Below are 25,151 nucleotides of genomic sequence, written 5' to 3'. Positions count from 1 at the left end.
CGCATCGGGCATACCGGGCAAACCGATTCAGACCGTTACGGACCCATGCCCCCGACCCTGACCATCGCCCTGGCCCAAAGCAATCCGACCGTCGGCGACCTCGACGGCAACGCCGCCCTGCTGCGCCGCGACCGGGCAGCGGCGGCGGCGCTGGGGGCCGATCTGGTGGTGTTCGGCGAATTGGTGCTGACCGGTTATCCGCCCGAGGATCTGGTGCGCAAACCGGCTTTTCTGGCCCGCATCGAAACCGAGGTGGCGGCCTTGGCCCGCGACACCGCCGACGGCGGACCGGCGATGCTGATCGGGGCCCCCTGGCGCAACGGGGATAAATTGTGGAATGCGGCACTGATGCTGGAAAATGGCCGGATTACTGAAACCCGCGCCAAGCATCACCTGCCCAATTACGGGGTGTTCGACGAAGTGCGCAATTTCGACGCCGGACCGTTGCCCGAGCCGATGGATTTCCGGGGTCGCCGCCTCGGCGTGATGATCTGCGAGGACATGTGGTTCCCGGACGTCTCCCGACACCTGGCATTGCGCGGGGCGGAAATCCTGGTCGTCCCCAACGGCTCGCCGTTCGAAGTCGGCAAGGTCGGTCGCCGTTCCCGGTTGGCCGCCTCGCGGGCCAGGGAAACCGGCTTGCCTCTGGTCTATGTCAATCTGGTCGGCGGTCAGGATGAACTGGTGTTCGACGGGGCCTCCTTCGTCTGCGACCGGGACGGCACCATGGTGCGCCGCGATTCGCCCTGGCAGGAATCGGTGATCGCCACCCATTGGGCTGTCACCGACAATCGCTGGCAGTGCACCCCCGGCGCGGTGATCGACAAACCCGACAATCTCGACTCCATCTATCAGGCCATGGTCGTCGGTCTGCGCGATTATGTGTCGAAGAACGGTTTTCCCGGCGTGGTGCTGGGGCTGTCCGGGGGCATTGATTCGGCGCTCAGTGCCGCCGTGGCAGTGGATGCCCTAGGCGCGGAGCGGGTGTTTTCGGTGATGATGCCGTCGCCCTATACCTCCCAGGAGAGCCTGGACGACGCCGCCGAGGTGGCGCGGTTGCTGGGCACCCGGCTGGAATCCCTGTCCATCGCCCCGGCCATGGACGCCTTCGAGACCCTGTTGGGGCCGCTGTTCGCCGGGACCAAGGCCGATACCACCGAGGAAAACATCCAGTCCCGCGCGCGCGGTCTGCTGCTCATGGCCTTGTCCAACAAGTTCGGCCATATGTTGCTGACCACCGGCAACAAGTCGGAGATGTCGGTCGGCTATGCGACCCTCTACGGCGACATGTGCGGCGGCTATTCGGTGCTCAAGGATGTCTACAAGACCACCGTCTTTGCCCTCAGCCGCTGGCGCAACGCCCATCGTCCCGACGGCCTGCTCGGCCCCGCTGGTCCGGTGATGCCGCAACGGGTCATCGACAAGCCACCATCGGCCGAGTTGAAACCCAATCAGACCGATCAGGACAGCCTGCCGCCCTATGACCAGTTGGATGCCATTCTGTTCGGGCTGGTGGAGGAAGAGCGCGCGACCGAGGATCTGGTCGCCGACGGCCATGACGCGGCCCTGGTGCGAAGGGTCTGGCGGATGCTCGATCTGGCCGAATACAAGCGCCGCCAATCGCCGCCGGGGGTCAAGATTTCGTCCCGCGCCTTCGGTCGCGACCGCCGCTATCCGATCACCAACGGCTTCACTAAACTGGCCTCGAAAGGTTGATTCCCGTGACGTTGCATCTTCACGACACCCTGACCCGCCAAAAGGTGCCCTTCGAGCCCGTCCAGCCGGGCAAGGTCGGCGTCTATGTCTGCGGGCCGACGGTCTATGACTATGCCCATATCGGCAATGCCCGCCCGGTGGTGGTGTTCGATGTGCTGTTTCGGTTGTTGAGTCACCTCTATGACCATGTGACCTATGTGCGCAACATCACCGACGTTGACGACAAGATCAACGCCCGTGCGGCCCAGTCCGGCGAGTCCATCCGCACTATTACCGAGCGCACCGCCCAGGCCTTCCACGACGACATGGCGGCCCTGAACGCCCTGCCGCCGACCCTTGAACCGCGAGCCACCGACCATATCGCCGAGATGCAGGACACCATCTCGCGGTTGATCAAGGCCGGTCACGCCTATGAATCCCAAGGCCATGTGCTGTTCGATGTGCCCTCCGACCCCAACTATGGCTGTCTGTCCCATCGCAGCCAGGAGGAAATGCTGGCCGGGGCGCGGGTCGAGGTGGCCGACTACAAGCGAGACGCCTCGGATTTTGTTCTGTGGAAACCCTCGTCTGAAGGCGAACCGGCCTGGGACAGCCCCTGGGGGGCCGGACGGCCGGGCTGGCACATCGAATGTTCGGCCATGTCGGCCAAGTATTTGGGGGACACGTTTGATATCCATGGCGGCGGTCAGGATCTGATTTTCCCGCACCATGAAAACGAAATCGCCCAGAGCACTTGCGCCCATCCGGGCAGCGGCTTCGCCCGGTACTGGATGCACAACGGCTATCTGATGGTCGAGGGCGAGAAGATGTCCAAGTCCCTGGGCAACTTCTACACCGTCCACGATCTGCTGAAAGAATTTCCCGGCGAGGCCATTCGGCTGGTGCTGTTGCAGACCCATTACCGCGCCCCGTTGGATTTCACCAAGGATGGGATTGCGGCCTCCCGCAAGAGCCTGGATCGGCTCTATGGGGCGCTGAAGAATGCGCCGGTCGAGGCCCTGCCGAGCGACCCGCCGACCGAGATTGTCGAGGCCCTCAAGGACGATTTGAATACCGCCGGAGCCCTTGCCCATCTGCATGAACTGGCCGGGGCGCTGAACAAGGCCGAGGCGACGGAACAGGCGGCGCTCAAGGGGCGGTTACTGGCCGGGGCGAAACTGCTCGGGCTGCTCGAACGAGACCCGGAGGACTGGTTCCGCTGGCAGCCTGAGGCCGCCGAGGCGGGCTTCTCCGACGCCCATATCGACGCCCTCATCATGCAGCGCCTGGAGGCCCGCAAGGCCAGGGATTTCGCCACCGCCGACCGTATCCGGGACGATCTGAAGGCACAGGGCATCATCCTGGAGGACGGCGCCGGGGGCACCACCTGGAAGCGGGGCTGATGGACGCGGTGACCAAGGCCGTCGCGGTACTGAACGACGCCCTGCGCCGCGATCCGGTGGCCATCACCCAATTGGTCAACCTGCGCGCCGACTGCACCAAGGCGCTGGCCGACCATCCGACCATTCAGACCGTGGTTCTCGATGGCAAGCATCGGGTTGGACTGATGGGCCTGCTCAACGCCATTCTCGGCGATTCCCCGAGCGGCGTCATCGGGGCCCGGGGCCAGCAACTCCCCTCTGGCCATTTCTCCACGGTGATCGAATTCGTCGACCTGCGTCCGGGCAAGGTGGACCTGTTGACCTAGGACCGGGCGGCCCGGCGCCCCCATTCTTGACTTCCGCCCCCCTCTGCCCCAATGTGCGCGCCAAATTCGAGCAGGTTCGAAAAACATGGGACGGAATCTATGAACACCTTGGAATTACAGAAAATCATCGACGCGGCCTGGGAAGATCGGGACGCCATATCCTTCGACACCACGGGCGCTGTGCGTGATGCGGTGAACAAGGCGCTTGAACTGCTGGATAGCGGTGAGGTGCGGGTTGCCGAGCGCCAGGATGTGGGTCACTGGACGGTCAATCAGTGGCTCAAGAAGGCCGTGCTGCTGTCGTTCCGCCTCAATGACATGGAAATCATCGACGGGGCTCCCGGCGGCGCCGTGTGGTGGGACAAGGTGCCGTCCAAGTTTGTCGGCTGGAACGCTGCCCGTTTCCGCTCTGCCGGATTCCGCGCCGTGCCCGGCTGCGTGGTCCGCAAGTCGGCCTATATCGCGCCGACCGCCGTGCTGCTGCCCTGTTTTCTCAACCTCGGGGCCTATGTGGACTCCGGGTCGATGATCGACACCTGGGCCACCGTCGGGTCCTGCGCCCAGATTGGCAAGAACGTGCATATCTCCGGCGGGGCCGGGATCGGCGGGGTGCTCGAACCTTTGCAGGCCGGTCCGGTGATCATCGAGGACAACTGCTTCATCGGCGCTCGGGCCGAGGTGGCCGAGGGGGTCATCGTCGAGGAGGGCTCGGTGCTCTCCATGGGCGTCTATATCGGGGCCTCCACCAAGATCGTCGACCGGGCCACCGGCGAGGTCTTCTACGGTCGCGTCCCCGCCTATTCGGTGGTGGTGTCGGGCACCATGCCCGGCAAGCCGTTCCCCGACGGCCAGCCCGGCCCCAATCTCTATTGCGCGGTGATCGTGAAAAGGGTCGACGAACGCACCCGGTCAAAGACCTCCATCAACGACTTGTTGCGCGACTAGACCCCATGTCCGCCCCCCTCGATCCCATCGCGCTGGCCCAGGGGCTGATCCGCTGCCCCAGCGTCACCCCGGCCGAGGGCGGGGCGCTGGATCTGTTGCAGCGAACTCTGGAAGCGATGGGCTTCGTCTGCACCCGGCTGCCGTTCCACGAGGACGGCACGCCGGATGTGGACAATCTCTACGCCCGATGGGGCACAAGCGGACGCAATTTCTGCTTTGCCGGTCATACGGATGTGGTGCCCGAAGGCGACAGTGCCGCCTGGAGCCACAATCCGTTCTCCGGGACCATCGCCGACGGCCAATTGCACGGACGCGGGGCCGCCGACATGAAAGGGGCCATTGCCGCCTTTGCCGCTGCCGTGTCGCGCTTTCTGCAGCGCCGGGGCGCCGATGTGGAGGGTTCCCTGTCGTTTCTCATCACCGGCGACGAGGAAGGCCCTTCGGTGAATGGCACGGTGAAGATGTTGCAGTGGCTCGAAGCCCAAGGCGAGCGCCTGGATGCCTGTCTGGTGGGCGAGCCGACCAACCCCCATGATTTGGGGGACATGATAAAGATTGGCCGTCGCGGCTCCCTGTCCGGCTTTATCACCCTTCACGGCATTCAAGGGCACGCGGCCTATCCCCATCTGGCCGATAATCCGGTGCACCGGCTGTTGAAAGTCCTATCCCGGCTGGTCGAACCGCTGGATGACGGCACCGAGCATTTCCAACCGAGCAGTTTGCAGGTGACCAGCGTCGACGTGGGCAATCCGGCCACCAACGTCATACCGGCCACCGCCCGCGCCACCTTCAACATACGCTTCAACGACCTGCACAGCCTGGACTCCATCGAGGCCTGGGCGCGCACCATCTTGCGGGAAGAAGCGGCGGACCGCTTCGAGCTGGTCGTGCAACGCAGTGGCGATGCCTTTCTCACCCCGCCCGGCGAACTGAGCGATTTGATGTCCGACGCGGTGAAAAAGGTCACCGGACGGACGCCGGAACTCTCCACCAGCGGCGGCACTTCGGATGCCCGCTTCATCAAGAACTACTGCCCGGTGGCCGAATTCGGCTTGATCGGCCAGACCATGCACAAGGTGGACGAGCGGGTCCCGGTGACGAGCATCACCCAACTCAGCACCATTTACGAAACCATTCTCGACGGATATTTTCCCCAGTGAGCGCCCCGGCCAACGCCTCTTTCAGTTTGTACGGCGCCTGGCGACTGGCCCACGGCGACAGCGACGGGTTGCGCTGGTTCGACGTTTCCCTGCATGGCTATTGGCATTCTTTCAGGGCGGCCCTTCTGGTGGCCCCGCTCTATCTGGTGCTGATGTTCATCCTGGCCAGTGAAAGTGATCGACCGCTGTTCGAGTTTCTGCTTCTCGAAACGGAATCCTATGTGATCGCCTGGGTGCTGTTTCCGCTTGTTATGTATCATGTCACCGGATTATTGCAGTGCCGCCACCATTATCTGCGCCACATCATCGCCTATAATTGGGCTCAGGTGTTGCAGAATGCGCTGTATCTGCCCATCGTCATCCTGGCCGGGCTGGAGATCTTGCCCGGCGATCTGGCGGCGCTGCTCAGTCTGATCGCCCTTGGCGTGGTGCTGTTTTATTCCGGCTATGTGGCGTTCGTCACCCTGGAGGTGCCGCTGACCACCGCCGCCGGGATCGTCATCCTCGATCTGGTGTTGTCGATGGTGGTCAACACGCTGTTCGAGGTGGTGGCGCATAATCCGGGCATGACCACCGGCGGCGTTCAATAATCCACCCGGGTGAGATAAAGCCCGTCGGGCGGGGCCGTGGGGCCTGCCGCGCGACGGTCCGCCGCCGCCAGCGCCGCCTGTAGATCCTGCGCCGTCCATTTGCCCTCGCCGACCCATTTCAGACTGCCGACCATGTTGCGCACCTGATGATGCAGGAACGACCGGGCCTCGGCGATGATGTGGATTTCCGCCCCATGACGCCGCACATCCAGGGTATCCAGGGTCTTGACCGGGGACAGGGCCTGACATTGGGTGGCCCGGAAGCTGGTGAAATCATGCCGCCCGAGCAGCACCTTGGCCGCCCGGTCCATGGCCTGTGCATCAAGCGGACGGGGCACCCACCAGACCCGGCGGGCCTCCAATACCGCGCGGGTCGGACGGTTGAGAATCCGGTACAGATAGGCCCGTCCGGTGGCCGAAAACCGGGCATGGAAATCCTCCCCCACGCGAGTCACCTCAAGCACCACCAACGGACGGGATTTCATATGAAAATTTAAGGCATCGCGCAATTTCTCGGGGCTGATGTCCCGGTCCAGGTCCAGATGCGCCACCTGCCCGGTGGCATGGACGCCGGTATCGGTCCTCCCGGCGGCATGGACCCGCACAGCCCCCCCCTGGAGCGGTTCCGCCGCCTCTTCCAGCACCTGCTGGGCGCTCAAGCCATTGATTTGACGCTGCCAGCCGACAAAGGCCGACCCGTCATATTCCAACAACACACGGTATCTGGGCATCTATCATAACTTTTTTGTCAAAACCGATAGCGGACAAGCGAATCCAGAACTAAAATGGCGGCAACTGGTCGCCAACGGAAGTTCGATTTTCACTCCAACGGCCCTCTATAATATCTTTCCCCGATGAAAGGGAGACCCGTCCCCCCGCTATGGCTGACCAATCCGCTCTCACGGTATCCGACCTATTCGGCGAAAGCGATCAGGACTCCCTGTTCGTCCTGCCGCTGAACATTCTGCCCATGCAGACACCGGGATTGAAGCAGGCGCGGCTGATCAAGAACGTTCGCCTGCAAAGCGTCATTGAAATCTTTCACGACCGACAGACCGGCAGCGGCCAAATGGACGTGGAGGATCTGTCCTCCGAGTTCGGTTGGGAAGGCGAGACCGCCGATCTGGCCATGCTGCGCCGCCTTGCCTTGATGCCGTCCTATGACGTTTACAGTCTGCGCGTCCTGCTGCGCGAACAGGGCATTTCGGTGACCAACAACAAGCACTTGAGCCTGACGCCGGAAAAAAACCGCGAATTGACCGAATACATGACCAAGTTCACCCGGCCGTTGATCAAGGAGATCTATGGCGACGAGGCCAAGAACATTGATTCCATGGAGGGGCTGATTTCCCTGTTCCGCGACCCGGATGTTCAAAAGGCGCGCAAGAACCTGCAAATGATGGCCGATACCCTGGGCATCGGGATCATGGAAGTGCCGACCTTCCTGGAGGACTATGGCGACATTTTCCTGTCGCTGTCCTACTACCGCCAATGCCTCGACCGCATTGATCCGATCATCGAGGACTTTCTCGATTCCATGATCGGCCTGCGGTCGAATTTCCAACTCAAACACGACTTGACCTTCAATCAGGCCTCAAAGATCATTGAAAACACCATCAAAAAGGTGACTCGGGCGGTCAAGCAGCGGTTCAAAACCTTCGAGAAGTCCAGCCAGCATATGTGGGACGACATGTCCGCCGAGCGGTTCGAGGAGGTCAAGCAGCTGGTCGAGACCTACCACACGACCATTGGCGGCATCCTGTGCGGCCTCAGCGTGAAAATGAGCATCTGGAAGTTTCTGTTCCCCAACCCGGACGTGGGCGGCCCCATCCGGCGCTCGGAATTCATCATGAGCGAAATCCGCCAGGGCATTGAGAACATCCAGAAAATCGAGGACTCCGCCCCCAAGATGACGCCGATCGACTTCTCCGCCAAGAAAAAACAACCCCAAAAGGCGCCTGAACCACCGGAAGGCGATGACGAGGACACCATCGAACTGGGTTAATAAATCCCGTTCGCCCGTTGCAGTTCGCGCACGAAGCGGACCAATGATTCGATCTGTTGCAGCGTTATCCCTTGCACCGGCGGCATGTCGCCGAACGGCCAATGATGGGCCGTCACCCCATTGGTCACCGCCAGCGCGAACGCCCCGTCCGCGTGATGGCCGGGGTGATAGACCGGATGCACCAGGGGCGGCCCCTTGTCGGTGCCGTCGGCCCTGGGGCCATGGCAGGGCGCGCAATGTTGGGAGAACAGCATCTGCCCCTGGCGCGCCTCGGGCGTGAGATCGGGCAGGCGGACCAGCACACGGGCGGCTTGTTGTCCAGCGCTCAGAATCCAGGCAACCAGCAGGATGCCGCCCAGCAGGCCCAGAATCGCCAACAGCCGACTCATTCCGTTAGACGCAGACCCGCCGCCAGGGGATAGCCGCGCAAAAAGGCTTCCGCCGCCATCGGTCCCTTGCCGGCCCGTTGCACCGTGAGCAGGCGCAAGGCCCCGCTGCCGCAAGCCACGGTCAGCCGGTCATCGAGCAGGGTCCCCGGCGGCCCGGCCCCCTCTCGCACCTCGGCGGCCAACACCTTGATCCGCTGGCCCTCATGCAGCAGCCAAGCCCCGGGCCAGGGGGTGTAGCCGCGCACCCGGCGTTCCAGTTCGTCGGCAGACAGCGACCAGTCGAGGCGCCCTTCGTCCTTTTCCAGCTTGTGAGCATAGGTAACGCCGCGCTCCGGTTGCGGCACATCCGGCAACAGACCGGCCTGCAATCCGGCCAGCGCCTCGACGATCAAATCGGCCCCAAGCGCCGCCAATCGGTCGTGCAGGTCCTGCGCCGTGTCCCTTGCGCCAATGGGGGTACGGGCCTCCAGCAACATCGGCCCGGCATCCAGCGCCTTGACCACCCGCATGATGGTGACGCCGGTTTCCCGGTCCCCGGCCAGCAAGGCCCGATGGATCGGGGCGGCCCCCCGCCAGCGCGGCAACAAGGAGGCGTGGATATTGATGCAGCCGAGTCTTGGCGCGTCCAAAATCACTTGCGGCAGGATCAACCCATAGGCCGCCACGACGCCGATATCAGCCCCCAGATCGGCAAAGGTTTGTTGATCCGCCGGGTCGCGCAGGCGCACCGGCGTAAAGACCGGAATATTGTGATCAAGGGCATAGGCATGGACCGGGCAGGGTCGCTCCCGGTGCCCGCGCCCGGCCGGACGGGGCGGCTGGGCATAGACCGCAATGACCTCGTGCCCTGCCGCGCCAATGGCGGCCAGCGCGGGCACGGCGAAATCTGGACTGCCCATGAAGACGACCCGCAGACTCATGAAAGCGGCCTCAGTTGGCTTTCGGGCGCACAGCGACCCGGCTGGTCACCCGGCGCACCCCCTTGATGCCGCGCACGATGCTGACAGCTTTGTCCAATTCCCCTTGGGACAAAGCTCGCCCGAACAGGAACACATGTCCTTCCAGGGAGTGCCAACGGAAATTGGTGGTATTGACAGCGGCGGCATCGAGAAACTGGGCGTTGATCTTGGTCTCGATCACCGTGTCATCGACAAAACCCTCGACGGTGCCTTTCTCGCGTTCCAAATCCGACTTGATAAGAATCTCGTTGTAAATTTTGCGCACCCCGCCGACGGTCCGGGTCAGGGCCTCGGCCTGGGCTTTCTGCTCTTTTTTCTCGACGATTCCGGTCAGCATCACCGTCTGTTCGTAGACGTCGGCGGTGATGGAAATGACATCGCTGCCCATCTGATCGAGCACCTTGGTGACGATTTCCGCCTTGATCGAGGTGTCCTTGGCGATATCCGAAGTGCTGCGATCCTCCACCGCCGCCTCCACCGCGCCCTTGATGGCCGATAACGGATTGAGGTCGAAGGCCCGCGCAGGAACGGCGAGAACGACAAGGGCGGCGCAAAGGACGAACAGTTTCATAGGAGCACTCCAACGACAAATGGCTCGCTGATCATACCGCCCGGACAGGGGGGCGTCGAGGGGGGAGCCGTGCCGCCCTACCTTGCCAACAGCGTCCAGGCCGCGGACAGGATCGCGCCGCCGTTGGGTTTCTGCAACAACAAGGCCCCGGCGTCGGCGGTTCCCGGCAGACGGGACGCCGCCACCAGGAATTCCGTGGCCATGCCGTCCCAGGTGCCGAGTGCCAGGGTGGCCCGCACCACATTGCGATTGGTCAGGGTTTCGCCGCGATTTTCGCCGCGCCGCACCTGGGTCACATGCTGCCGGTCAAACAGCACCAGCAACAGATCGGCTTGCAAACCGGGATGGGTCTCCGGAAGCCGGATATGCAGTCCATCGTCTTGCGGCTGCATGAGGATGGCAATGGGAGAAGTCTCTTCGCTGGCCCGCTGAATCAGTTGGCGCACCGACCGGCGGTTCGATCCCACCGCCTCGTAGAGCCCCTGCACCACCACTTGCGGCGTATAGACGGAGCGTTGATTGAACTGCTGGGCATAGGCCTTTTGACGGCGACCATGGTCGGGGTCGGCAAACGGGTCCTTCCAGCCAATGTAGTCCCAATAATCCACATGGAACGACAGCGGCAGTACCGCCTTTTCATCCGCCAATTCGCCGATGAAGGCATCGGCGGGCGGGCAGGAGGAGCAGCCCTGGGAGGTGAACAGCTCAACGACAACCGGCGTCGGTTCGCTCGCTTCGGCAGACGACGCGCCGGTAACGGCAAGCCAGACGGCGCATATGAAGATTACGTGTCTCATCTTCAAAAGCCTAGCTCAACCCGTCGTTCACCGCTATTCACATGGCGGTGAACGGGGCATACGGCGCGCAGCCTTGCGTATGACGCAATCCACCGTCCCGCCAACTTATGTTGCACTATTGAAACGAACGGGCCATCCTCATAGCAGAACATAATAACATTGCATGAAGCCCATGGAGCGGTCGGCATGACGATCATTTTCAATCCCGAAGAATTCTACGACATCAACAAATCCGTGGTGATCTGTGGGGCCGATCTGGCTCCGGGACCGGTCCGCCCGGTGCTGGATGAAATCGACAATTTCGCCAAGGGACTCGCCATTCCCAACCTTTCGACCCGCGTGGAAGAGGTGATTTCCGGCGGACGCCTGCACGGCAAGACGGCCAATCTCTGCCACGTCCTGGAAATCACCTTCAAGGGCTATACCATGCGGATGCTGACCTCGGCCCACCGTATGGGACATGTGGTCAGCCTGTTCTCCTACGAGAGTATTTACCCCCGTTCCTGGCGCCAGGGTTTCGACCCGGGCGGGGCGCAGATGATCGACGTCATTCTGTCCAATTTCAAGCACCAGGAAGACGCCGAGTTTTTCATGACCATGGATCAGGTGTTCGACTTTGTTCACAATCACGCCCTGGAGATGATCCAGTCCTGTTCCAACGCCACATGGCACGCCACCTCGGCCCGCCGGGGGCGAGTCGCCGCCTGATCCTGCCGGGCGCCCCACTTCTGTCATTGATCCGCCGCCCCGGCTTTGATAAAGCCGGTCCATGGAAACACCGCCCCGCGATCTGCCCCATCTGTTCATCGTCCGTCCGGCCCCGGAGATCCTGCTCAAGGCCTCCGGCACCCGGCGTCGTTTCGAGCAAACCCTGCGCGCCAATCTGAAGGCCATGCTCCAGGCCTCCGGGATCGCCCATGCCCTGGATATGGACGAGGGCCGTATCCTGCTCTCAGCGGACCGTCGGGATGAAACGCTTGACGCCACTGCACGTGTTTTCGGCGTGGCTTCGGTATCGCCCGTCGACCGAGTCATGGAAGGCGACCTGGAGTCTTTTTGCGCCACGGCGGTGGAACTCTATGCCGACCTGATCGGCGGGCGCAGCTATGCGGTGCGGGTCAAATGCATCGGCCGTCGGCTGTTTTCCTCGCAGGATCTGGAACGCCAAATCGGCGCGGCGCTCAATCCTTTCGGCAAGGTCGACCTGAGCCACCCGGATGTCACTGTGCGGCTTGACATTCGGGGCCACAAGGCGATGTTCCATGCCCAGCGCCGGGAGGGACAATGCGGCTTTCCGCTCGGCATTCAGGGCCGTGTGGCGGCGCTGGTCTCCGGCGGCTTTGATTCCGTGGCCGCCGCCTGGATGCTGATGCGGCGCGGCGCCGCGATGGAGTTCGTCTTTTGCAATCTGGCCGGTGGAGCCTACGAACGCAGCGTGGTGGAAATCGTCAAGACTCTCACCGACCGCTGGGGGGCGGGCATGGAGGCGCGGTTGCATGTGGTGGATCTACGCGCCATCGTCGCCGATTTGCGGGCCAGCTGCGACCCTGAATTCTGGCAGGTGGTGCTGAAGCGCCAGATGTATCGCATGGGCTGCCAGATGGCCCACCGCCTGCACTGCGAGGCCATTGTCACCGGCGAGGCCCTGGGGCAGGTCTCCTCGCAGACCCTGAGCAATCTCAATTCCATCGACGTGGCCGCCGACCTTCCGGTGCTGCGCCCGCTGATCGGCTTTGAGAAACGCGACATCGTCACCCTGACCCGGATGATCGGCACCGCCCATCTGTCGGAAAAGGTGCCCGAATACTGCGCCCTCAACCGCCGTCGCCCGGCGGTCAAGAGCCGCATCGGACAGCTCGACCGGGAAGAGGCAAAAATGAACCCGGCACTGTTCGAACAGGCCCTGCAATCGGTAAAATTTATTGATCTCAATAACCTGTCATCGGAAGCGTTGGCCCAACATTACGTTCTGATCGACGCGCTTCCCGAGGGTGCACGGCTGATCGACATGCAGACCGAAGACGAATACGAAACTTGGCACCCGGAGGGGGTGCGCTGGTACAATGCCGGGATGTTGCTGGGAGAAATGGAACGTTTCGAACGCACCGAGCCGCTGGTGCTCTATTGCGGCCAGGGCACCCAGTCGGCGGTGCTGGCCGAGCATCTCCAGCAAGCGGGCTATGCCGCCTATTCCCTGCGCGGCGGCACCCGGGCCTTGCGCAAATTATTGGATTCCGCCAATGGATGAGCGGGCGATCTGGATCGGGGTTTCGTCCTGTCTGCTCGGGGAATCGGTGCGCTACGACGGCGGCCACAAGAAAAACCCCTTCATCCTCGACCAGTTGGGACCCTACGTCCGCTACCTCCCCCTGTGCCCGGAGATGGCCATCGGCCTGGGCGTGCCTCGGGAGTCCATCCGCTTGGTGGCGGTGGACGCGGACACCCGGCTGATCGCCCCGCGCAGTGGGGCCGACCATACGGACGCCATGCTCGCCTACGGGCAAAGGACCGCCGCCGAACTGGCCGCCCGCCCCCTCGATGGCTACATCTTCAAGAGCAAGTCGCCGTCCTGCGGTTTGTTTCGGGTCAAGCGGCATGGGGCCTCAGACACCACCCGTGGCCTGTTCGCCGCCGCCCTCACCGAGGCTCTGCCCGATTTACCGGTGGAAGAGGAGGGGCGGCTCAACGACCCGCACCTGCGCGAGACGTTCATCGAAGCCCTGTTCGCCCATCACCGGCTGCGGCGCTTTTTTGCCCAACCCTGGAGCATCGGTGATCTGGTCGCCTTTCACAGCCGCGAAAAACTGCTGCTCATGGCCCATGACCCGGCAACCTACAAGTCTCTTGGACCGCTGGTCGCGGCGGCCAAGGGAGAGCACCGGGAGACCCTGGCCCAGACTTACAAAAGCCAATTCATGGCCGGAATGGCCAAGCGCGCCACCCTGGGCCGCCATGCCAACGCCCTGCGTCACATGGCGGGCTATGTGAAAAAACAGATCACCGCCGATGACCGGGCGGAACTCGCCGCCATGATCGAGGACTACCGCCAGGGTCTGGTGCCGCTGATTGTGCCGATCACCCTGATCCGCCATTTCGTGCGCCGCTTCCGCATCGCCTATCTGGCCGGTCAGACCTACCTGGAGCCCCACCCCAAGGAACTGATGCTGCGCAATCACGTCTGATCCCGGTCCCGCTTTTTCCTGATTTCAGAAAACGCTTCCGCATCGCCGAAATCGGAAAATTTATAATAGCGCCGGTGCGGGTCCCGGGTTCGGCGGGCATCAATGCCGCGCTCGATCTCCTCTTCCAGTGCTGCGATCCGCTCCAGAAGCCTGCCGATATCCATGGGAGATCTCCCGCAGCCGGTTGATTGAATTACCCGTAAGCCACCGCCAGCAGCACGACCCCGAGCAGGATGCGGTAGATCACGAACGGGGTGAAGGTGGCGCGTTGCAGCCAGGCCATCAGTCCCCAGATGGCGAGCAGGGCGGAGCCGAAGGTGAAGCCAACGGCGAGCAGGACATCCAGGCTCAGTTGGGCGTTGCCGCTCTCAATCAGATCCTTGCCCTCCAGCACCCCGGCCCCGAGAATGGTCGGCAGGCTGATCAGCATGGAGAAGCGTGCGGCGTCGGGGCGCTCCATGCCCAAGGCCCGGGCGGCGGCCATGGTGATGCCCGAGCGGCTGGTGCCGGGAATCAGCGCCAGACATTGGGACAATCCGATAATGACCGAATCGCTCCAGCCCAGATGTTCCAATTTGCGCATGGTCATGCCCATCTTATCGGCGATATAGATCACGATACCGAAACCCAGGGTCGCCCAGCCGATCACTTCGATGGATCGCAGTTGGGTTTCCACGAAATCCTTGGCCAAAAAGCCGGCCACGATAACGGGGATGGTTGCCACGACAACCAACAGCGCCAGTCGCGCTCCGGCATCCATGCGCCCGACCAGCAGCCCCCCCAGGCCGACGATCATGGCCCAGACATCACGCCAGAAATAGAGCATCACGGCGAGCAGGGTGCCCATATGCACCGACACGTCCATCATCAATCCCTGGTCCGGCCAGCCGGTCACTACCGGCACCAGAATCAGGTGCCCGGACGACGAAATGGGCAGGAATTCGGTGATGCCCTGCACCAGGGCAATGACGATCAATTGCAGAAGGGTCACGGCAGGAACTCCCAAGTCGCAGGCTGGTATACCACCGTCGACCGGGCTCCGCCACACCCTTCAACGCAACCGATAGGCCCCGTGACAGGCGTTGCAGTTGTTGGTGATCCCCTGCAAGGCGGAGAACACCTTCTGCTGCGCCTCGTAGGTATGTTCCACGTCGGCTTCCTGAGCCGCCAGGGCGAACTGGCTGGCCCGGTGATGCATTTCCGTTCCGGCAGCGCGCATGCCTTCGGGCATGTAGGGGGCCATGTGCGCGGCCCCGTGCATCTCCAGGGACGACATGCCGATACGTTGCTCGGCGACCTCCCCGGCCTCACCGACCCGGCCCGCAGCAAGCAGACCCAACACCTCGTCGAAGGCCAACAAATGGTCCCGCATATTGCCCAGCATGTGTTGTTGCATCATCTCCGGCAGCTTGACCAGTTCCCGCGTGTCTTCACCGGCCAGGGTCGGCGAGGCCAACAACAACCCGCCCAGGGCGAGGGCGGCAAACAAGGGGTGTTTCATCGAAGGCGCTCCCAGAGGGTGATCCATTTCGCCGCCATCCTAGCAAGAACCCTCTGCACCGTGTATGATTTGAATCATATGGTGGTAAGGGAGATGAAATGACAAAAGACATGCTACATGAGATGTGGAACCGGGGCACGTGCCGTCGGCTGGCGGCCGGGGAATCGCTGTTCCACCGCGGGGACGCGCCCTGGGGGCTGTTTTTTCTGGACAGCGGGGAAATGCAGTTGTTGCGGGGCGGTCAGGATGGTTCCACCAGGGTGTTGCAGACCCTGAGACCGGGGGAAACATTCGCCGAAGCCTCGTTGTTTTCCGATGCCTATCATTGCGACTGCCGGGCCACCGCCCCGAGTGTCGTCCGGATGGTCTCGCGGGACCGCTTCATGGCCCGCCTGCACCAGGACCCGGACTTCGCCATCGCCTTTGCGCAAAGGTTGGCACGACAACTCCAGCAGGCTCGGACTCGCTGCGAAATTCGCGGTATCCGTTCGGCTGAGGAGCGGGTGTTGATGGCGCTGCGGCTGCTTGAGGAGTCCGGTGACTCAATCCAGATCCCTGGGACCTGGAAACTGTGGGCGGGCGATATCGGCCTGTCGCACGAGGCGCTCTATCGGGTCCTGGCCAAGCTGCAAAAGCAGGGACGTATCGCGCGTGACGGTCGCCGGGTCCGCCTTCTTCAGGCGTGAATGGCTCCGTCACCGAGCGCCAAAGCGGCTTCCTTGACCGCTTCGTAAAGCCCCGGATGGGCGTGACAGGTGCGCGCCAGATCCTCCGAGGCACCGCCGAAGGCCATGCACAGCACCGCTTCCTGAATCAGGTCGCCAGCCTGCGGGCCGACGATATGACAGCCCAGCACCCGGTCGGTCTTGGCATCGGCGAGGATTTTGACGAAGCCCTCCGAGTCGGCATTGCAGCGCGCCCGGGAATTGGCGGTAAACGGAAACTTGCCGACCTTGTAGTCGGTGCCCGCGTCCTTGAGCTGTTCCTCGGTCCGGCCCACCGAGGCCACTTCCGGGTGGGTATAGACGACGCCGGGAATGGTGTCGTAGTCCACGTGCCCGGCTCGACCGGCGATCAATTCGGCGACCTTGACGCCCTCCTCCTCGGCCTTGTGAGCCAGCATCGCCCCGCCGATCACATCGCCGATGGCGAACACCCCCGCCACATTGGTTTGCAGATCATGGTCGACCTTGATGAAGCCGCGCCCATCCCGTTCCACGCCGACGCTTTGCAGCCCCAGGCCTTCGGTGTAGGGCCGTCGCCCCACCGCCACCAGCACCACTTCGGCTTTCAGGGTCTCGGAATCGCCGCCCGCGCAGGGTTCCATGGTCAGGCTGACCTGGGTCTTGCTGGCCTTGGCACCGGTCACCTTGGTCGATAATTTGAAGTCGATCCCCTGTTTCTTGAGGATGCGGCGCATGGTCTTGCGGATCTCCCCATCCATGCCGGGCAGGATGTCGTCGAGGAATTCGATCACCGTGACCTGCGCCCCGAGACGCCGCCAGACCGATCCCAGTTCCAGCCCGATCACCCCGCCGCCGATGACGGCCAGAGACTTGGGCACCTTGGTCAGGGCCAAAGCGCCGGTGGAGGAGACGATGCGGTTTTCGTCGATCTCGATGCCCGGTAGCGGCGATACTTCGGAGCCGGTGGCGATCAGGATATTCTCGGTCTTCAGGGTCGCTTCGGTATCGCCGGTGATGTCCACCGTATCGTTGCTGGCCACCATGCCGGAGCCGATGAAATAATCCACCTTGTTTTTCTTGAACAAAAACTCGATGCCCTTGGTGAGATCAAGAACCACCTTGTCTTTGCGCGCCATCATGGTGTCCAGATCGAGCTTGGGAGACACCTGCACCCCATGGGCGGCCAGATGCTCCTGCGCCATCTCGAAATGATGCGACGATTGCAGCATGGCCTTGGACGGAATGCAGCCCACGTTGAGGCAGGTGCCGCCGAGGGCGCCGCGCTTTTCCACACAGGCCACCTTGAGCCCCAGTTGCGCCGCGCGAATGGCCGCCACATAGCCGCCGGGACCGCCGCCGATCACCACCAGGTCGTAGGATGTCTCGCTCATAATCTGGTCTCCCTAGGCGATCAGCATGATACGGTTGGGGTCTTCGACGCATTCCTTGACCCGGACCAGGAACGACACCGCCTCGCGGCCGTCGATAATCCTATGGTCATAGGACAGGGCAATATACATCATCGGACGGGCCTCGATGCTGCCATCGGCCATCACCATGGGCCGCATCTGGATCTTGTGCATACCCAAGATGCCCGACTGCGGCGGATTGAGAATCGGTGCCGAGAGCAGGGAACCGAAGATGCCGCCATTGGAAATGGTGAAGCTGCCGCCTTGCATTTCCTCCATCTTCAAGGTCCCGGCCCGGGCCCGCAGGCCGAAATCCTTGATTGCCTTTTCAATGGCGTCGAAGCCCAGGCTGTCTGCATCGCGGATCACCGGCACCACCAGCCCTTGCGGCGAGCCGACGGCAACGGCGATATCGTAATAGTTCTTGTAGACGATATCATCGCCGCGAATTTCGCCATTGACGGCGGGCCATTCCTTGAGCGCCACGCAGACCGCCTTCACGAAGACCGACATGAAGCCCAGCTTGATATCGTGCTTTTTCTCGAAAATGTCCTTGTAGCGGTTGCGCAGGGCAATCGCCTCGGTCATGTCGATTTCGTTCCAGGTGGTCAGCATGGCGGCGGTGTTCTGCGCCGCCTTGAGCCGCGAGGCGACCATCTTGCGCAAGCGGGTCATGCGCACCCGATGTTCCCGCGGGTCGTCCAACTGCGCGGCGGCGGCCGGAAGCGGATCGCTTTCCTGAAGCGGCGGCGGCGGCGGTGTGACGGTCGGCGTTGGCGTCGGGGCCAGGGCGATCATGTCGTCGCGATGGGCGGTGCCCGAGGCGGCGGCGGCCAGGGCGTCCTCCTTGGTGATCCGCCCGTTCTTGCCGGTGCCGGTGATTTTGGTCGGGTCTAGGTCATTCTCCTCGACCAACCGACGCACCGCCGGGGACAGGGGAACCTCGCTTTTCGGTGCTGGAGCGCTGGCTGCGGGAATCGTCGGCGCGGGCGACGGGGCCTCGACGGGCGATGGCGATGGCGCGGGCGCGGGCTCGCCTCCCGAAGTCAACCGTCCGAGAACAGCGCCCAGGGCGACTTCCGAACCTTCCGTCGCGGCAATCTCACTGAGGGTTCCGGCCACCGGCGCGTTGACTTCCACCGTCACCTTGTCGGTTTCCAGTTCGACCAGCGGCTCGTCGGCGGCCACTGCGTCGCCGACCTTCTTGAACCATTTACCCACCGTCGCTTCGGTGATGGATTCGCCCAATGTGGGAACCTTGATTTCCGTCGCCATCTTGTCCTCGATCTCTCTTTATTCGTTCCGGGCGGAAGCGGTCAGTATTTGGCGGCCAGGGAGTGGGCCGCCGGGATGAAAGGCCGGGGGATGCTGTCCAGCGGCTCGCTCAGGGCCAGCCGGACCACTTCGGCCTGCTCCGCCGCATGCACCTTGGCAAATCCGGTGGCCGGGGAAGCGGCCGACTTGCGTCCCGCATAGACCGGGAGCTTCTGCTGGACTCCCAGGCCCTCGATCAGGTTGGTGAGGCGGGGCAGGACAAAGGTCCAAGGCCCCATGTTGGCCGGTTCTTCCTGACACCAGACGATCTCGGCCTTCGGATAGCGCGCCAGTTGCGTCATGATGCCCTTGCGAGGCCAGGGATAGAGCTGTTCGACGCGGATGATCGCCACGTCGTCGAGGCCCTCCTCGCGCCGGGTTTGCAGCAGGTCGTAATAGACCTTGCCGCTGCACAGCACGACCCGTCGGATCATGTCGTTCTTGACCAGCTTGTCGACCTCGGGCAGCACCCGGCGGAACTTGGTGCCGCTGGCCATGTCCTTGAGATCGGAGACCACCAGCTTGTGGCGCAGCAGCGACTTGGGCGACATGATGACCAAAGGCTTGCGGTAGTTGCGGCGCACCTGGCGGCGCAAGGCATGGAAATAGTTGGACGGCGTGGTGATGTTGCAGACCTGCATGTTGTCTTCGGCACAGAGCTGCAAATAGCGCTCCAGGCGGGCCGAGGAATGCTCCGGCCCCTGGCCTTCGAGACCATGGGGCAGCAACAGGACCAGACCGCAGAAGCGCAGCCATTTGGATTCGCCGGACGAAATGAACTGATCAATGATCATCTGCGCCCCGTTGGCGAAATCGCCGAACTGCGCCTCCCACAGCACCAGGGTATAAGGATCGTCAAGGGAATAGCCGTATTCGTAGCCCAGAACCCCGACTTCCGACAGCGGGCTGTCGAGCACCTCGAACACCCCCTGGCCGTCGCAGATGTTGCTCAACGGGCGGTATTTTTCCTCGCTGACCTGATCAATGAGCACCGAATGGCGATGCGAGAAGGTGCCGCGCCCGCAATCCTGGCCGGACAGCCGCACCGAGGTCCCCTCGGTCATCAGGGTGCCGAAGGCCAGCGCCTCGGCGGTCGCCCAGTCGATGCCGCTGCCGCTGTCGATGGCTTCGGCCTTGGCGTCCAACTGGCGGGCGATTTTCGGATGCAGATTGAAATTGTCGGGCTTACGGGATATGGCATGGCCGACGGTCTTCAACAGTTCCATCGGCACCGAGGTATCGTCCTCGCGCAGTTCCTCGTCCTCGCTGAGACGGATCAAGCCTTCCCAAACCCCTTCCAGCCAGTCGGCCTTGTTGGGGCGGTAGGCGGTGGCGGTCTCGAAGTCGGATTCCAGCCGCGCCTCGAATTCGTTCTGCATGGTTTCGGCGTCTTGCAGGGTCATCACCCCCTCGCGGATCAATTGATCGCGATAGATTTCGAGGGTGCGCGGATGCTTGGCGATGGTGCGGTACATGATCGGCTGGGTGAACATGGGCTCGTCGCCCTCGTTGTGCCCGTGCCGACGGTAGCAGAACATGTCAATGACCACGTCGCGCTTGAATTCCTGACGGAATTCCATGGCCAGCCGGGACACATGGACCACCGCCTCCGGGTCGTCGCCGTTCACATGGAAGATCGGCGCCTGGATCATCTTGGCCACGTCCGAGCAATAGGGCGAGGAGCGGCTCTTGGACGGCACGGTGGTGAAACCGATCTGATTGTTGACGATGAAATGGATGGTGCCGCCGGTGGTGTAGCCTTCCAACTGGCTCATCTCCAGGGTCTCGGCCACCAGTCCCTGACCGGCGAAGGCGGCATCGCCATGCATCAGGATGCCCATCACCTGATCGCGCTTCTTATCGTTACGGCGGTTTTGTTTCGAGCGCACCTTGCCGACCACCACCGGATTCACCGCCTCCAGATGCGAGGGATTGGCGGTCAGCGACATATGGATGCGGGTGCCGTCGAACACCCGGTCGGCAGAGACGCCCAGGTGATATTTCACGTCGCCGGAGCCTTGCACATCGCTGGGGCTCGACGAGGCCCCCTGAAATTCGGCGAAAATCGCCCGATAGGGTTTGCACATGATGGAGGCCAGCACGTTCAGCCGACCCCGGTGGGGCATGCCGAACACCACTTCCCGAATGCCCAGTTGCGACCCCCGTTTGAGGATCTGTTCCAGACCGGCGATCAGGGATTCGCCGCCGTCCAGACCGAACCGCTTGGTGCCCTTCCATTTCTTGTCGAGAAAGCGTTCGAAGCCTTCCGCCTCGACCAGCCGCTGAAAGATGGTGCGCTTGCCTAGGTGGGTGAAATTGTGGCGCGCCGGAAGGTCCTCGATGCGTTGGCGAATCCAGGCCTTTTCGTCCGGGTCCTGAATATGCATGAACTCGACGCCGATGGTATCGCAATAGGTCGCCTTGAGAACCGCCAGGATTTCCTTGAGGGTGGCGGTCTCGCGGCCCAACTGGAAATCAATGAACAGCGGCCGGTCCAGATCCTCCTCGTCAAATCCATAGGATTTGTAGTCGAGCTCCGGATGATAGCTTTTGCCTTCCAGCCCCAGCGGATCGAAGTTGGCGATCAGGTGACCGCGCACCCGGTAGGTGCGGATCATCATCAGGGCACGGATGGAATCCTGGGTCGCCCGCTTGAGATCGGCGGCGGAAGGACCAGTCGCGACCCCGATACCCCGCTCGGGGCAGGGCTGGGCTCCGCCGATCACATAGGCGTCCGAGGGGGCCCAGGTGGCGCCGCGCAATTCATCGAGAACCGCCCGGCCATCCTCCTGCAACTCGGCGAAAAAACCGGCCCATGTGGCATCGACGCTGCCGGGATTGGAGAGATACTTGCCGTAGAGTTCGGCAATGTAGATCGCGTTTGATCCGCTGAGCAGCGTATCGAGGGTCGGTGTCATTTTTTCTGAACGGCGGCTCTGGGGCTTTTTTTATGTCCCACGGGCCGCCGCCTCCCAAGCTATTTATACCGGGTATTACTTCCCCATGGCCTTCAACATGGTGCTTCCCAGGGCGGCCGGTGAATCGGCAACCTGAATGCCGGCCGAGCGCATGGCCTCGATCTTGGCGGTAGCAGTCCCCTTGCCGCCGGAGATAATGGCCCCCGCATGACCCATGCGTTTGCCCGGCGGGGCGGTGACCCCGGCGATGAAGCCGACCACCGGTTTTTTGGTTTTCGACTGTTTGATGAAGTCGGCGGCGTCTTCCTCTGCCGAACCGCCGATTTCGCCGATCATGACGATGCCCAGGGTTTCCGGGTCGGCCAGGAACAGATCCAGACAGTCGATGAAGTTGGTGCCGTTGACCGGATCGCCACCGATACCGATGCAGGTGCTTTGGCCGAGACCGGCAGCCGTGGTTTGCGCCACCGCCTCGTAGGTCAGGGTCCCCGAGCGCGACACGATGCCGATCTTGCCGCGCTGATGGATATGGCCCGGCATGATGCCGATCTTGCATTCGTCGGGGGTGATGATGCCCGGACAGTTGGGGCCGATGAGACGGGTCTTCTTGCCTTCCATGCCGCGTTTGACGCGCACCATGTCGAGCACCGGAATACCCTCGGTGATGCAGACCGCCAGAGCGACGCCCGCGTCCACCGCTTCCAAAATGGCATCGGCAGCGAACGGCGGCGGCACGTAAATCACCGAGGCGTTGGCCCCGGTCTTGTGTACCGCGTCGGCCACCGTGTCGAAAACCGGCAGGTCCAGGTGGGTGGTGCCCCCCTTGCCCGGGGTGACGCCGCCCACCATCTGGGTGCCATAGGCGATGGCCTGTTCGGAGTGGAAGGTCCCCTGACTGCCGGTGAATCCCTGGCAGATGACCTTGGTATTCTTGTCAACCAAAACAGCCATGTTACGAGGCCTCCTTCACGGCCTTGACGACCTTTTCGGCGGCATCCGCCAGATTGGCGGCGGACACGATGGGCAGACCGGACTCGGCGAGAATTTTCTTGCCCAGTTCGACGTTGGTGCCTTCAAGACGCACCACCAGGGGCACATTCAGGCTGACCTCACGGGCCGCCGCGACGACCCCCTCGGCGATGACGTCGCAGCGCATGATGCCGCCAAAGATGTTGACCAAAATCCCCTCGACCTTGGGATCGCGGAGGATGATCTTGAACGCCTCGGTCACCCGTTCCTTGGTTGCCCCGCCGCCCACGTCCAGGAAGTTGGCCGGGGAGCCGCCGTAGAGCTTGATGATGTCCATGGTCGCCATGGCCAGACCGGCCCCGTTGACCATGCAGCCGATGGTGCCGTCGAGCTTGATATAGTTGAGGCCGTGGCGGGCCGCTTCCAGCTCCGCCGGGTCCTCTTCGTCCTCGTCGCGCATTTCCTCCACATCCTTGTGGCGGAACAGGGCATTGGAATCAAAGTTCATCTTGCAATCGAGCGGCATCACGGCCCCGTCACCGGCGACCACCAGCGGGTTGATTTCCAGCATCGAGCAGTCGAGCTCGGTGAAAGCCTTGTAGAGGGCCGAGAGCATTTTGGTGAAGGCATTGACCTGCTTGCCGTCCAGCTTGAGCGCAAAACCAACCTTGCGCCCCTGATAGGATTGCAGCCCGAGGGCCGGGTCGATGGTCTCGGTGATGATCTTTTCCGGCGTTTCGGCCGCCACTTCCTCAATGTTCATGCCGCCTTCGGTGGAGGCCATGATGGTCACCCGCGACGTGCCGCGATCAATCAGCAAGGAGAGATACAGCTCGCGCTTGATGTCGCAACCGGCCTCGATGTAGATGCGCTTGACCTGCTTGCCCGCCGGGCCGGTCTGATGGGTGACCAGGGTCTTGCCGAGCATCGCCTTGACGTTGTCGGCCACCTCGTCGAGCGCCTTGACGACGCGCACGCCGCCACGGCCTGCGGGGTCCTCCTTGAAGGTCCCCTTGCCGCGTCCCCCGGCATGGATCTGGGATTTGACCACCCAGACCGGACCGCCCAGGGACTTGGCCACGGTTTCCGCTTCGGCGGGGGTATAGGCCACCCCGCCTTCGGCCACCGGCACGCCATAGCGCTTGAGTAGCTGCTTGGCCTGATATTCGTGGATATTCATGCTATCCCCCTGATTACATCATGGTCTTGGTGATTTCGATGAGCCCCTTGACCGCATCCACGGATTTCATGAAACCGGCTTTTTCCTCGGCGTTCAGGTCGATTTCGACCACCCGTTCGACGCCCCCGGCACCAATGACCACCGGCACGCCCACATAGACACCATCGACACCATATTGGCCGTTCACATAGGCGGCGCAGGGCAGCACGCGCTTCTGGTCCCGCAGATAGGCCTCGGCCATCTGAATGCCGGCCGCCGCCGGGGCGTAAAAGGCCGAACCGGACTTCAACAGGCCGACGATCTCGGCCCCGCCGTCACGGGTCCGCTGCACGATCTGGTCCATTTTTTCCTGCGTCGACCAGCCCATCTTGATCAGGTCGGGCACCGGAATTCCGGCCACTGCGGAGTAGCGCAGCAGCGGCACCATGGTATCCCCATGACCGCCGAGCACGAAGGCATTGACGTCTTCCACCGAGACCCCGAATTCTTGCGACAGGAAATAGCTGAACCGCGCCGAATCCAACACCCCGGCCATACCGACCACCATGTTGTGGGGCAGCCCGGAGACCTCGCGCAGGGCCCAGACCATGGCATCCAGCGGATTGGTGATGCAGACCACAAAGGCACCCGGGCAATGGGCCTTGATGCCCTCGCCGACCGACTTCATGACCTTGGCATTGGTACCGATCAGATCGTCGCGGCTCATCCCCGGCTTGCGCGGCACCCCGGCGGTGACGATGACCACATCGGAACCCGCGAGGTCCGCATAACTGTTGGTGCCCGCATAGGCGCAGTTCAGGCCCTCAATGGCGGTCGATTGGGCGATGTCCAGGCCCTTACCCTGGGGCAGGCCCTCGGCAATGTCGAAGATCATCACATCCCCGAGCTCCTTCAGCCCGATCAAATGAGCCAACGTTCCGCCGATATTTCCGGCGCCGATCAATGCGATTTTGTTGCGTGCCATGGACATCCCTTTCCCTAGTAGCAAAGCCAGATAGTACTGAATTTTGTCCGCACCCACCCTGTCGCGGCGCACAAAACCACCCAGAAAGGTAGTAGCGCGATTCACAGCGACGGGCAAGGAGAATAACCGCCCGGAACCCTGAAATATAACAACAAAATTAGGTGTTTCTAATGTGTTGGTCCGCTCCGACACTGTCATTGTGCAGTGCA

General features: G+C 62.6%; 25 protein-coding genes. 11 read left to right on the top strand and 14 right to left on the bottom strand.

All coding sequences use genetic code 11. The features are described from left to right. The first annotated feature begins 45 nt into the window (after window positions 1-45). The 6 genes from ACYQ1P_RS07810 (at window position 46) to ACYQ1P_RS07785 (ending at window position 6,098) form a co-directional block, all read left to right on the top strand. Window positions 46-1,716, top strand: coding sequence for an NAD+ synthase (locus tag ACYQ1P_RS07810; protein ID WP_460019781.1), 1,671 nt, complete (start codon window positions 46-48; stop codon window positions 1,714-1,716). A 5-nt stretch (window positions 1,717-1,721) separates the two neighbouring features. Then, window positions 1,722-3,098, top strand: a complete 1,377-nt coding sequence (gene cysS, locus ACYQ1P_RS07805) for a cysteine--tRNA ligase (RefSeq protein ID WP_460019780.1) — start codon at window positions 1,722-1,724, stop codon at window positions 3,096-3,098. Next, window positions 3,098-3,403: a hypothetical protein gene (locus ACYQ1P_RS07800; RefSeq protein ID WP_460019779.1), complete on the top strand. Its 306-nt coding sequence runs from the start codon at window positions 3,098-3,100 to the stop codon at window positions 3,401-3,403. Before cysS ends, ACYQ1P_RS07800 begins: the two co-directional genes overlap by 1 nt. A gap of 99 nt (window positions 3,404-3,502) precedes the next feature. After that, window positions 3,503-4,348: a 2,3,4,5-tetrahydropyridine-2,6-dicarboxylate N-succinyltransferase gene (gene dapD, locus ACYQ1P_RS07795; protein WP_460019778.1), complete on the top strand. Its 846-nt coding sequence runs from the start codon at window positions 3,503-3,505 to the stop codon at window positions 4,346-4,348. A gap of 5 nt (window positions 4,349-4,353) precedes the next feature. Continuing rightward, on the top strand, window positions 4,354-5,508 hold the full coding sequence (gene dapE / locus ACYQ1P_RS07790) for a succinyl-diaminopimelate desuccinylase (protein ID WP_460019777.1): 1,155 nt from the start codon (window positions 4,354-4,356) through the stop codon (window positions 5,506-5,508). Continuing rightward, window positions 5,505-6,098 carry a hypothetical protein gene (locus ACYQ1P_RS07785; RefSeq protein ID WP_460019776.1) on the top strand — a complete coding sequence of 198 codons (594 nt, stop codon included), beginning with the start codon at window positions 5,505-5,507 and terminating at the stop codon, window positions 6,096-6,098. Before dapE ends, ACYQ1P_RS07785 begins: the two co-directional genes overlap by 4 nt. Here the strand turns inward: ACYQ1P_RS07785 and truA are convergent. Then, complete coding sequence (gene truA / locus ACYQ1P_RS07780; RefSeq protein WP_460019775.1) at window positions 6,092-6,829, bottom strand: tRNA pseudouridine(38-40) synthase TruA; 738 nt, start codon at window positions 6,827-6,829, stop codon at window positions 6,092-6,094. The genes ACYQ1P_RS07785 and truA overlap by 7 nt on opposite strands. Before the next feature lie 149 nt (window positions 6,830-6,978). On the opposite strand from truA, the gene ACYQ1P_RS07775 reads away from it, so the two are divergent. Beyond that, entirely contained in the window at window positions 6,979-8,103 is a 1,125-nt protein-coding gene (locus ACYQ1P_RS07775) for a hypothetical protein (protein ID WP_460019774.1), read from the top strand. Here ACYQ1P_RS07775 and ACYQ1P_RS07770 read toward each other — a convergent pair. The 4 genes from ACYQ1P_RS07770 to ACYQ1P_RS07755 form a co-directional block, all read right to left on the bottom strand. After that, window positions 8,100-8,480 carry a c-type cytochrome gene (locus tag ACYQ1P_RS07770; RefSeq protein ID WP_460019773.1) on the bottom strand — a complete coding sequence of 127 codons (381 nt, stop codon included), beginning with the start codon at window positions 8,478-8,480 and terminating at the stop codon, window positions 8,100-8,102. The two genes, ACYQ1P_RS07775 and ACYQ1P_RS07770, sit on opposite strands and share 4 nt — an antisense overlap. A gap of 8 nt (window positions 8,481-8,488) precedes the next feature. After that, a complete protein-coding gene (fmt, locus tag ACYQ1P_RS07765) occupies window positions 8,489-9,412 on the bottom strand; it encodes a methionyl-tRNA formyltransferase (RefSeq protein ID WP_460019772.1) in 924 nt (307 codons plus the stop codon). A 10-nt stretch (window positions 9,413-9,422) separates the two neighbouring features. Beyond that, the gene (locus ACYQ1P_RS07760) at window positions 9,423-10,022 is read right to left on the bottom strand and encodes a BON domain-containing protein (protein WP_460019771.1); all 600 of its coding nucleotides are present in this window, start codon (window positions 10,020-10,022) and stop codon (window positions 9,423-9,425) included. Between the two features lie 77 nt (window positions 10,023-10,099). Further along, entirely contained in the window at window positions 10,100-10,819 is a 720-nt protein-coding gene (locus ACYQ1P_RS07755; RefSeq protein ID WP_460019770.1) for a DUF1223 domain-containing protein, read from the bottom strand. A gap of 186 nt (window positions 10,820-11,005) precedes the next feature. Between ACYQ1P_RS07755 and ACYQ1P_RS07750 the strand changes: the two genes are divergently transcribed. The 3 genes from ACYQ1P_RS07750 (at window position 11,006) to ACYQ1P_RS07740 (ending at window position 14,001) form a co-directional block, all read left to right on the top strand. Further along, window positions 11,006-11,527, top strand: coding sequence for a hypothetical protein (locus tag ACYQ1P_RS07750; RefSeq protein ID WP_460019769.1), 522 nt, complete (start codon window positions 11,006-11,008; stop codon window positions 11,525-11,527). 61 nt (window positions 11,528-11,588) lie between these two features. Beyond that, the gene (locus ACYQ1P_RS07745; protein WP_460019768.1) at window positions 11,589-13,067 is read left to right on the top strand and encodes a tRNA sulfurtransferase; all 1,479 of its coding nucleotides are present in this window, start codon (window positions 11,589-11,591) and stop codon (window positions 13,065-13,067) included. Next, on the top strand, window positions 13,060-14,001 hold the full coding sequence (locus ACYQ1P_RS07740) for a YbgA family protein (RefSeq protein ID WP_460019767.1): 942 nt from the start codon (window positions 13,060-13,062) through the stop codon (window positions 13,999-14,001). The genes ACYQ1P_RS07745 and ACYQ1P_RS07740 overlap by 8 nt, the downstream gene beginning before the upstream one ends. Here ACYQ1P_RS07740 and ACYQ1P_RS07735 read toward each other — a convergent pair. Genes ACYQ1P_RS07735 through ACYQ1P_RS07725 form a run of 3 tightly spaced genes read right to left on the bottom strand, consistent with a single transcriptional unit; the run spans window position 13,992 to window position 15,502 of the window. After that, the gene (locus ACYQ1P_RS07735; RefSeq protein ID WP_460019766.1) at window positions 13,992-14,165 is read right to left on the bottom strand and encodes a hypothetical protein; all 174 of its coding nucleotides are present in this window, start codon (window positions 14,163-14,165) and stop codon (window positions 13,992-13,994) included. The two genes, ACYQ1P_RS07740 and ACYQ1P_RS07735, sit on opposite strands and share 10 nt — an antisense overlap. 29 nt (window positions 14,166-14,194) lie before the next feature. Then, a complete protein-coding gene (locus ACYQ1P_RS07730) occupies window positions 14,195-14,992 on the bottom strand; it encodes an undecaprenyl-diphosphate phosphatase (RefSeq protein WP_460019765.1) in 798 nt (265 codons plus the stop codon). Window positions 14,993-15,052: 60 nt separating this feature from the next. Then, a complete protein-coding gene (locus ACYQ1P_RS07725) occupies window positions 15,053-15,502 on the bottom strand; it encodes a hypothetical protein (RefSeq protein ID WP_460019764.1) in 450 nt (149 codons plus the stop codon). Window positions 15,503-15,600: 98 nt separating this feature from the next. On the opposite strand from ACYQ1P_RS07725, the gene ACYQ1P_RS07720 reads away from it, so the two are divergent. Continuing rightward, window positions 15,601-16,188: a Crp/Fnr family transcriptional regulator gene (locus ACYQ1P_RS07720; RefSeq protein ID WP_460019763.1), complete on the top strand. Its 588-nt coding sequence runs from the start codon at window positions 15,601-15,603 to the stop codon at window positions 16,186-16,188. On the opposite strand, the gene lpdA is transcribed toward ACYQ1P_RS07720, so the two are convergent. The 6 genes from lpdA to mdh form a co-directional block, all read right to left on the bottom strand. Then, the gene (gene lpdA, locus ACYQ1P_RS07715; protein ID WP_460019762.1) at window positions 16,179-17,579 is read right to left on the bottom strand and encodes a dihydrolipoyl dehydrogenase; all 1,401 of its coding nucleotides are present in this window, start codon (window positions 17,577-17,579) and stop codon (window positions 16,179-16,181) included. The genes ACYQ1P_RS07720 and lpdA overlap by 10 nt on opposite strands. A gap of 12 nt (window positions 17,580-17,591) precedes the next feature. Further along, entirely contained in the window at window positions 17,592-18,872 is a 1,281-nt protein-coding gene (gene odhB / locus ACYQ1P_RS07710) for a 2-oxoglutarate dehydrogenase complex dihydrolipoyllysine-residue succinyltransferase (RefSeq protein ID WP_460019761.1), read from the bottom strand. Window positions 18,873-18,913: 41 nt separating this feature from the next. Then, window positions 18,914-21,829 (bottom strand): 2-oxoglutarate dehydrogenase E1 component, encoded by a 2,916-nt coding sequence (locus ACYQ1P_RS07705; RefSeq protein ID WP_460019760.1) that lies wholly within the window; start codon window positions 21,827-21,829, stop codon window positions 18,914-18,916. 75 nt (window positions 21,830-21,904) lie between these two features. Continuing rightward, entirely contained in the window at window positions 21,905-22,780 is an 876-nt protein-coding gene (gene sucD, locus ACYQ1P_RS07700; RefSeq protein ID WP_460019759.1) for a succinate--CoA ligase subunit alpha, read from the bottom strand. A 1-nt stretch (window position 22,781) separates the two neighbouring features. Further along, on the bottom strand, window positions 22,782-23,978 hold the full coding sequence (gene sucC / locus ACYQ1P_RS07695) for an ADP-forming succinate--CoA ligase subunit beta (RefSeq protein WP_460019758.1): 1,197 nt from the start codon (window positions 23,976-23,978) through the stop codon (window positions 22,782-22,784). 13 nt (window positions 23,979-23,991) lie between these two features. Continuing rightward, a complete protein-coding gene (mdh, locus tag ACYQ1P_RS07690) occupies window positions 23,992-24,942 on the bottom strand; it encodes a malate dehydrogenase (RefSeq protein WP_460019757.1) in 951 nt (316 codons plus the stop codon). Window positions 24,943-25,151 lie beyond the last annotated feature (209 nt).

The sequence above is a fragment of the Magnetospira thiophila genome (assembly GCF_054657015.1).
The sequence above is the reverse complement of the archived record's forward strand: the minus strand, read 5'-3'. Positions and strand labels throughout refer to the sequence as shown.

Coding starts and splice junctions, on each gene's coding strand:
- ACYQ1P_RS07720 (WP_460019763.1), top strand. CDS start 15,601: ATGACAAAAGACATGCTACATGAGATGTGGAACCGGGGCACGTGCCGT.
- ACYQ1P_RS07725 (WP_460019764.1), bottom strand. CDS start 15,502: ATGAAACACCCCTTGTTTGCCGCCCTCGCCCTGGGCGGGTTGTTGTTG.
- ACYQ1P_RS07750 (WP_460019769.1), top strand. CDS start 11,006: ATGACGATCATTTTCAATCCCGAAGAATTCTACGACATCAACAAATCC.
- ACYQ1P_RS07775 (WP_460019774.1), top strand. CDS start 6,979: ATGGCTGACCAATCCGCTCTCACGGTATCCGACCTATTCGGCGAAAGC.
- ACYQ1P_RS07745 (WP_460019768.1), top strand. CDS start 11,589: ATGGAAACACCGCCCCGCGATCTGCCCCATCTGTTCATCGTCCGTCCG.
- lpdA (WP_460019762.1), bottom strand. CDS start 17,579: ATGAGCGAGACATCCTACGACCTGGTGGTGATCGGCGGCGGTCCCGGC.
- ACYQ1P_RS07755 (WP_460019770.1), bottom strand. CDS start 10,819: ATGAGACACGTAATCTTCATATGCGCCGTCTGGCTTGCCGTTACCGGC.
- ACYQ1P_RS07705 (WP_460019760.1), bottom strand. CDS start 21,829: ATGACACCGACCCTCGATACGCTGCTCAGCGGATCAAACGCGATCTAC.
- ACYQ1P_RS07735 (WP_460019766.1), bottom strand. CDS start 14,165: ATGGATATCGGCAGGCTTCTGGAGCGGATCGCAGCACTGGAAGAGGAG.
- odhB (WP_460019761.1), bottom strand. CDS start 18,872: ATGGCGACGGAAATCAAGGTTCCCACATTGGGCGAATCCATCACCGAA.
- mdh (WP_460019757.1), bottom strand. CDS start 24,942: ATGGCACGCAACAAAATCGCATTGATCGGCGCCGGAAATATCGGCGGA.
- ACYQ1P_RS07800 (WP_460019779.1), top strand. CDS start 3,098: ATGGACGCGGTGACCAAGGCCGTCGCGGTACTGAACGACGCCCTGCGC.
- truA (WP_460019775.1), bottom strand. CDS start 6,829: ATGCCCAGATACCGTGTGTTGTTGGAATATGACGGGTCGGCCTTTGTC.
- ACYQ1P_RS07810 (WP_460019781.1), top strand. CDS start 46: ATGCCCCCGACCCTGACCATCGCCCTGGCCCAAAGCAATCCGACCGTC.
- ACYQ1P_RS07760 (WP_460019771.1), bottom strand. CDS start 10,022: ATGAAACTGTTCGTCCTTTGCGCCGCCCTTGTCGTTCTCGCCGTTCCT.
- fmt (WP_460019772.1), bottom strand. CDS start 9,412: ATGAGTCTGCGGGTCGTCTTCATGGGCAGTCCAGATTTCGCCGTGCCC.
- ACYQ1P_RS07740 (WP_460019767.1), top strand. CDS start 13,060: ATGGATGAGCGGGCGATCTGGATCGGGGTTTCGTCCTGTCTGCTCGGG.
- sucC (WP_460019758.1), bottom strand. CDS start 23,978: ATGAATATCCACGAATATCAGGCCAAGCAGCTACTCAAGCGCTATGGC.
- dapD (WP_460019778.1), top strand. CDS start 3,503: ATGAACACCTTGGAATTACAGAAAATCATCGACGCGGCCTGGGAAGAT.
- dapE (WP_460019777.1), top strand. CDS start 4,354: ATGTCCGCCCCCCTCGATCCCATCGCGCTGGCCCAGGGGCTGATCCGC.
- sucD (WP_460019759.1), bottom strand. CDS start 22,780: ATGGCTGTTTTGGTTGACAAGAATACCAAGGTCATCTGCCAGGGATTC.